Origin of the sequence: Gemmatimonas sp., from assembly GCF_044345575.1 — a bacterium.
Taxonomy (GTDB): Bacteria; Gemmatimonadota; Gemmatimonadetes; order Gemmatimonadales; family Gemmatimonadaceae; genus Gemmatimonas.
Map to the genome: position 1 here is coordinate 1 of NZ_JBIJAW010000176.1, position 6,843 is coordinate 6,843.

The window sequence follows — 6,843 nt, forward strand, 5'->3', positions numbered from 1 at the left end:
CGGCACGCCCCGCTGCTCCGCCGTGGCGAGCAGGCGCGCCCCGCGCGCATCGACGCCAAGGGTATCGGTAGCGAGGAGCCCCGTGACCTCCAGCGAAGAGGCGAGCAGTGACTCGACCGTGCGCACCCCTTCGGCCACGAAGCGGTGCTGGCGCTCGCGGGCTTTGCGCCGCTGCAGGTCACGGGCGAGTGTGAGTAGCTTCACCGGATTCAGGGCAACTCGCGGGATTCGCGGGTACAAGGGAGGGAGTGCGCGCCCGGTCCCGGGCAGCACGGCTGGCGAAACGATAGCCGAACGACCGGCGCCGGGCGACTGGCCCCGGAGGCTTTGGAGAGAATATGGCGCGACAGGGGAAAGGCGGGAGCGTGATTCGGGGTACAGCGCGCGGCGTGGCCCGCCATTTGGGGCGCGGTCTCGCGGTGGGTGCGCTCATGGGATTGGCGTCCTGTGTGCCCGGCACCCAGCAGGAAGTGGACATGGGCAACCAGTATGCGCAACAGATCGAGCAGCAGTTGCCGATGGTGCGTGACCCGGAAGTCGTACGCTACATCAACGTGCTCGGCGACTCGATCGCGCGCGTGGTGGACGACCGCAGCCTCACCTGGCGTTTCAACGTGGTGGACCAGAGCGAGATCAACGCGTTCGCGGTGCCGGGCGGCCACATCTACGTGAACCGCGGTCTCATCGAGCGCACCACCAACATGTCCGAACTGGCCGGGGTGATCGGCCACGAGATCGCCCACGTGACGCAGCGCCACAGCATGAAGCAGATGGCCGCCGCGCAGCGGGCCAACGTCGGACTCAACGTGGGGTGCATTCTCGCCCCGTCGGTCTGTCAGGGCGTGGCCGGCACCGGCCTCTCGGTGCTCGCCCAGGCCGGGTTCGCCAAGTTCAGCCGCGACGACGAATCCGAGGCCGACCGCTTCGGCGTGCTGTACGTGACCCGCTCGGGGATCGACCCGCGCGGCATGCCGAGCATGTTCCGCATTCTGCTTCGCGAGCGCGAGCGCAATCCCAGCGGCGTCGAAGCGTGGTTCGCGTCGCACCCGGTGGAGGAGAGCCGCATCCGCACGACCGAAGAGGAGATCACAAAGCTCGATCCGGTCGTGATCCGATCACTCACGCGCGACACGCGCAGCTACCAGAACTTCAAGGCCCGGCTGGCGAGTCTGCCGCGCAGCGCCGCCCCGGCACGACGCTGACATCGGCGTGCGGCGACCTACAGGCGCCGCACGAACTCGATGATCAGGGCCTCAAAGCGTCCGGCCACGGCCTTGCCGGCGTCCATGACTTCCTGGTGATTGAGTTTCTCCACCGAGAGGCCGGCGGCCTTGTTGGTGATGCATGAGACGGCCACGGCCCGCATCCCGATAGCCCGCGCCATGATCACTTCCGGCACGGTGGACATGCCCACGGCGTCGGCGCCGAGGCGCTCGAGCATGCGCACTTCCGCCGGCGTTTCGTAGGTGGGGCCCAACAGGCCGCAGTACACGCCGTCCTGCAGCGGCACGTTCACGGCAGCGGCGGCCTCGCGCATGAGCGCCCGCAAGGCGGGGTCGTACGGGTCGGACATGTCCGGGAATCGCTCGTCGCCTGATTCGGTGGGGCCGATGAGCGGATTGCGGAACATCAGGTTGATGTGATCCGCGATGAGCATGAGATCACCCGGCACAAACGTGCGGCGCACACCACCGGCGGCGTTGCTCGCGATGTACGTGGGCGCGCCGAGTGCGTGCAGCACCCGCACGGGGAAGGCCGCGAGTGGCGCGTCATGCCCTTCGTACATGTGGAAGCGGCCGGCCAGCATGACCACCGGCCGCCCGCCGAGCAGACCATACAGCAGTTGGCCGGCGTGCCCCGCCACGGTGGCGGTGGGAAAGCCCGGCACCTCTGAAAACGGGATGCGCACCACCTGCTCGAGTCGATCGGCAAGCCCGCCCAATCCCGACCCGAGCACGATGCCAGCGACCGGGTTACTCCATGCTGCTCCCACACGCTCACGGATGTAGGCGGCGGCCGTCATGGCGGCGGACACGCCGGTCGTGCCCGTGGTGCGATCCTGCGCCGCGCTCACGCGGCCTCCTCGTCCGGGAGATACATCGGGGGCACATCACCCGCCGCCTGCGCCAGATCGCGCGCGGCCGCCTCGCGCAAAGCCATGCGCGCCGCGTAGGGGAGGAATGCCGCCTCGAATCCGTTGAGCGCGACCTGGCTCAACGTCGCGAAATCCCAGCCCAGATGTTCGGCGCAGGCGACGAATTCGTCGGTGAGCGTCACCCCGCTCATCATCGTGTTGTCGGTGTTGACCGTGACGAGGACACCGAGCCGGCGATAGCGTTCGATGGGATGCTCGCCAAAGGTGTCCACCACGCGCGTCTGTATGTTACTGGTGGGGCACACCTCGAGTGCGATGCGGCGATTCACCAGATACGCCTCCAGCGCGGCATCCTCGCGGAGGCGCGTGCCGTGCCCGATACGGTTGGCGCCGCACTGATGCACCGCTTCGTGAATGGAGTGCGCCCCGTCGCCCTCGCCCGCATGCACGGTGACCGCGAGGTTGTGGTGCCGCGCGTATTCGAACGCCTTCGCGTGCTCGTGCGCGGGGTTCCCTCGCTCGCCCCCGGCAAGATCGAACGCCACGACCCCGCGATCCTTGAAGGCCACCGCCACCTCAGCCATGTCCATGCTGTGCGGCCAGGGGAAGCTACGCAGCGAACACACAATGGCCCGGGCCACCGTGCCTGTTTCCGTCTCACCGCGCGAGAGGCCATGGAGCATGGCGTTCATCACATCGTCGGTGCTGAGCCCCTCGCGGGTGTGTAATGCGGGGCAGTACCGCACCTCGATGTAGCGGATGCCGTCGAGCGCCGCGTCGAGTACGAGTTCGTGCGCCACGCGTTCGATCTCCGCCGACGTCTGCATGACGGCGAGCGTGATCTCGAAGCGCGCGAGATACTCCTCGAGGTTGTGCGCGTCGTCGACCCGCATCCAGCGCGCGAGCGCCGCGGATTCGTGATGCGGGAGGGCGATACCGCGAGCCTCGCTGAGCGCCAGCAGCGTGGCAGGGCGCAGCGAGCCATCGAGGTGACAATGCAGTTCCGCCTTGGGCATGGCCCGCACAAACTCCACGAAGGCGGGATTGAGGCGCCTCACCGCTGTGGCGCTCACGCCGACGCCTCCTCGAGACGTTCGCGGGCGGCCACGACCCGGAAGATGGAGCCGCCGGTCACGAGGGTGTCGGGCGGCACAGGCAAACCGCGACTATCAGTGAGCCGCAATCGGCCGGCGGTGATGCCCTCGGCGTCGTCAGGGAAGTTCACCTTTACGGCATCCAGCGCGCTCGCCCCCGCCGGAACGGTGACCCCACGTTCATTCACGAATACACGCACTTCGGCTGGCGACATCAGTTGCTCCCTGGAGTAATGGCCTGAAGGCGCGCGGTGGCATCACCGCGCACGGGCTGCGGCTGGCGGCGGAGGAACTCGGCCATGGCGTCGATGTCCCGCACTGTAAGGAATTCGGTGGACACGGCCGCTCGGAGTTGCTCACGGAAATCGTTCTCGACCATGAAGTCGTTCATGGCGACGGTATAGACCTTGGCGGAGTCGATGGCGACGCCCGCTGCGTCGACCGCGCGCACGATGCGCCCGCCACGGGGCCTGGCGGGATCGAACGTGACGCGCACGCCGCTCACGTGCGCATCGGCGCGCCCGCCATCGACGGTGGCTTCGAGCACGGCGAGCAGGTCGCGTCCCCGCAAGCGGATACGCGCCACGAGATTGCCGAACGGGGTCACGTAGTGAATGCCGCCGTAATTCAGCGGCCCGGCCGCGATGTCGGCGCGTACGCCGCCATTGTTCCACATGCCGACGTCGGCGCCGGCGGCCGCGCGCGTCGCATCGGCGAGCAGATTCCCCACCGCGTTCTGCGGTCCGTCGCGCCGCATGGGCTCGGCGATGGTGGCGACCGGCTGCTCGAGCCGTGCGCGCACCCGCTCCACCGCCGTCTCCACGAGCGCCGGCAACGCCTCATCGGCGCCGGTTACCTCGGTCCCGCGCACGGGGCGGATTTCCGTACGGGCTGCGCCACCGCCCACCGGCAGATCGATGATGACGATGCCCCGCCCGCTCGACGTGGGCTCCACCGCCGGCATCCCGTCGAGGTCGAGCGCGATGTTCACATGCGCGTGCCCCATGATGTACGCGTCGGGGCGATCGCTCCCCATGGCGGCGAGACGTCGCCCGATCTCGATGCCACCGCCGGTGCACACCGTGGGGCGGTCACGCTCACACCGTCCGCCATCGTGGATGACGGCTAGCACCACCTGGGCCCCGGCTGCACGCAGGGCGCGCGTGCGTTCGGCAAATACCGGAACGGGATCGAGGAAAGTGAGCGCCCCCACCTTGCGACGGCTCGCCGTCTGCGGCGTGTGCGTGCCGGCCGCGCCCACGATGCCGATGCGGAGGCCACCGCGCGTTACGACGGTATCGGCGCGGAGCCACGCGGGCATCGCCCCGTCTGGGCCGCGCACGTTGGCGCCCAGCACCGCGTAGCGAAGGTCGCGCACGCGCGCCCGCAGCGTGTCCTGACCGAAGTCGAATTCGTGATTACCGAGTGCGCCGGCAGCCACATCGAGACGGTTCATCACGGCCACCGTGGGACGGCCGGCATTCCAGTCGGAGGCCGGCGACCCACTGAAGAGATCACCGGCGTCCACCACCACATGTTCACACGCAGGGGACACGCATTCGCGCTGCGCACGGCGGATGGCCGCCGAGAGCGCGACGGCGCCGCCCACAGGCGCGTTGCTCTGATCGAACTGCGGCATGAGCGCGGCGTGGAAATCGCTCATGGCGATGATGCGCACCCGCCGGGCTGCGCCCGTGGTGCCCGCATTGCCACGCGCGGGCGCGCCAGCTGCGGGCGCCGTGCCGGCCGGCGCGCGCCCACTCGCTTCGGTGCCCCGTCCGCGCGTCTGTTCGAGGTACGCCTGTCCCACCGCCGCGACCGGTTCGATACGCCAGTTGCGCGTGGCGTACCGGGCCGGCTCGAGGGTGCCCACCTTGCGCACCTCGTCGATGATGAGCTGGCGAATGTCGAGATCCTTGTCGAACACCACCGGGGTGCCCTGCAGCATGGAGAAGCCGCCACCGCCGCCCTGCCGGTAGTTGTTCACGGCCATCGTGAAGCTGTCGGTGGGCTGCACCGCCTTGCCGCGGTACGTGAGCGCGGTGATGCGCTGCCCCACCGGCTGGCGGAGGTCGATGGTGTAGTCGGCGCCGCTCACCACGTCGAAGTTGTAGCCGGGCACCGTGTTGTCCACGATGCCGCGCTCGGCGCGCCCATCGGCGCCCACCGAGCGGTAGTAGCGCGCCGAATGCTCGAGGAACGCCTTGAGCTGCGCGCCGGAGATGCGCACCGCCCTCAGCGTGTTGTCGTACGGGTACAAGCGTGAGAGCTCCGCCTGCGTGATGGCCCCGGTATCGAGGCCGGCATCGAGCGTGAACGCGGCCGTGGCCGAGAGGTCGGCGCCGGTGTTGCGGCGCATCACTTCGTTCACCAGGTCGGTGATGGGCATATCCACCACCCGGGCGCTGTCGGCGTGCCACGCGGTGCCGGTCCGCCCGACTGGCTCGTTCACCCAGGCCACGGTGGCCTCGTGCGTGCCACGCATGGCGGCGAGCACGTCGGGGTGCTCCTTGTGACCGGCCACGCGCACCGCGCGCCCCTGCCGGCCGACCACCGTCCAACGCCCGCCCTGCTTCTCCAGCGTCAGCGTACCGAGGGCCACGGAGCCGGCCCAGTTGCGCGGCTGGATGAGCAGCGCCCCGTTGATGGTGGAATCCACCAGTTCCCGGTGCGAATGGCCGTATACCACCACATCGATCCCGTCGATTTCACGTGGAACGCGCCCCGCCACATTCTCCGACGGCAAGCCGGTACTCACGGTGTCGTAGCTGGCGGCGCCGTCCAGGCCGGAGTGCAGCAGCACCACGACCACGTCGGCTTTCCGCTTCCGCGCCTCCTGCACGCGGGCGCGCACCGCCGGCACGATGTCGGTGACCGTGAGGCCGGCCGCTTTGAGGTTTTCGCGGTCCCACACCATCGACCCGGGCGTGGTCCCGCCGATGATGGCCACCCGCACGCCGCGCCGGACCACCATGGTCATGGGGGCCACCCAGGGATTGCCCTTCGCATCGAGGACGTTGGCGGCCACGAACGGGAACCCCGCCTGCCCGACGGCCTTCTGGAGGAGCGGCACGCCGTAGTTGAACTCGTGATTGCCCAGCACCGCGGCGTCGTAGCGCATCACGTTCATGGCCGCGATGACCGGGTGCACCGGCGTGGGGCGGACGCGCGCCGCCACGTAGAGCAACGGGTTGCCCTGCAGAATGTCGCCCCCCTCCACCAGCACCACCCCGTCGGGATTCGCTTTGCGGGCAGAATCGACGATGGTGGCGGCGGCGGCCAGCGAGTGCGTGGGGTCGGCTGCGCCGGCGTAATAGTCCCACGCGCGCAGGCGGCCGTGTACATCGGTGGTGGCCGCGATGGTGAGTTCCGCGCGGCGGGGGGCACGCTGGGCAGCCAGCGAGCGTGGGGGGAGGGTGGCCAGCATGCTCGACCCAACCACGGGGAGCAGCGCCGCACCCAGCGCAAACGAGAGACGTCCCATAGGGGAATGCTAGTCGCTCCCCACGAGTGTGTGGAGTCCTGTGGCGGCCGGTCCGATCGCGTCCTTGCCGGTTCCCCCCTGCTCCCGCGAAGTTCCGCAGGTACGGTCCAATCGGCGCCGGCGGCCGATACCCATTCGTTACACCGCCGTAACCGTCCGGAAACGACGGC

At 69.3% G+C, this 6,843-nt stretch carries 5 protein-coding genes and 1 pseudogene; 1 reads left to right on the forward strand and 5 read right to left on the reverse strand.

Annotated features, from left to right (window positions below; all coding sequences use genetic code 11):
• Positions 1–204, reverse strand: a pseudogene (locus ACIQ6O_RS10845) (hypothetical protein); the annotation flags it as partial.
• Between the two features lie 185 nt (positions 205–389).
• On the opposite strand from ACIQ6O_RS10845, the gene ACIQ6O_RS10850 reads away from it, so the two are divergent.
• Positions 390–1,202 (forward strand): M48 family metallopeptidase, encoded by an 813-nt coding sequence (locus ACIQ6O_RS10850; protein ID WP_396207807.1) that lies wholly within the window; start codon positions 390–392, stop codon positions 1,200–1,202.
• A 17-nt stretch (positions 1,203–1,219) separates the two neighbouring features.
• Here ACIQ6O_RS10850 and ACIQ6O_RS10855 read toward each other — a convergent pair whose 3' ends face one another.
• The 4 genes from ACIQ6O_RS10855 to ACIQ6O_RS10870 are packed head-to-tail and all read right to left on the reverse strand — an operon-like array spanning position 1,220 to position 6,673.
• The gene (locus tag ACIQ6O_RS10855) at positions 1,220–2,023 is read right to left on the reverse strand and encodes a purine-nucleoside phosphorylase (protein ID WP_396207811.1); all 804 of its coding nucleotides are present in this window, start codon (positions 2,021–2,023) and stop codon (positions 1,220–1,222) included.
• A 47-nt stretch (positions 2,024–2,070) separates the two neighbouring features.
• Positions 2,071–3,168 (reverse strand): adenosine deaminase, encoded by a 1,098-nt coding sequence (gene add / locus ACIQ6O_RS10860; RefSeq protein ID WP_396207808.1) that lies wholly within the window; start codon positions 3,166–3,168, stop codon positions 2,071–2,073.
• Entirely contained in the window at positions 3,165–3,404 is a 240-nt protein-coding gene (locus ACIQ6O_RS10865; protein WP_396207809.1) for a hypothetical protein, read from the reverse strand. The genes add and ACIQ6O_RS10865 overlap by 4 nt, the downstream gene beginning before the upstream one ends.
• Positions 3,404–6,673 carry a 5'-nucleotidase C-terminal domain-containing protein gene (locus ACIQ6O_RS10870; RefSeq protein WP_396207810.1) on the reverse strand — a complete coding sequence of 1,090 codons (3,270 nt, stop codon included), beginning with the start codon at positions 6,671–6,673 and terminating at the stop codon, positions 3,404–3,406. The genes ACIQ6O_RS10865 and ACIQ6O_RS10870 overlap by 1 nt, the downstream gene beginning before the upstream one ends.
• Between the last annotated feature and the right edge of the window lie 170 nt (positions 6,674–6,843).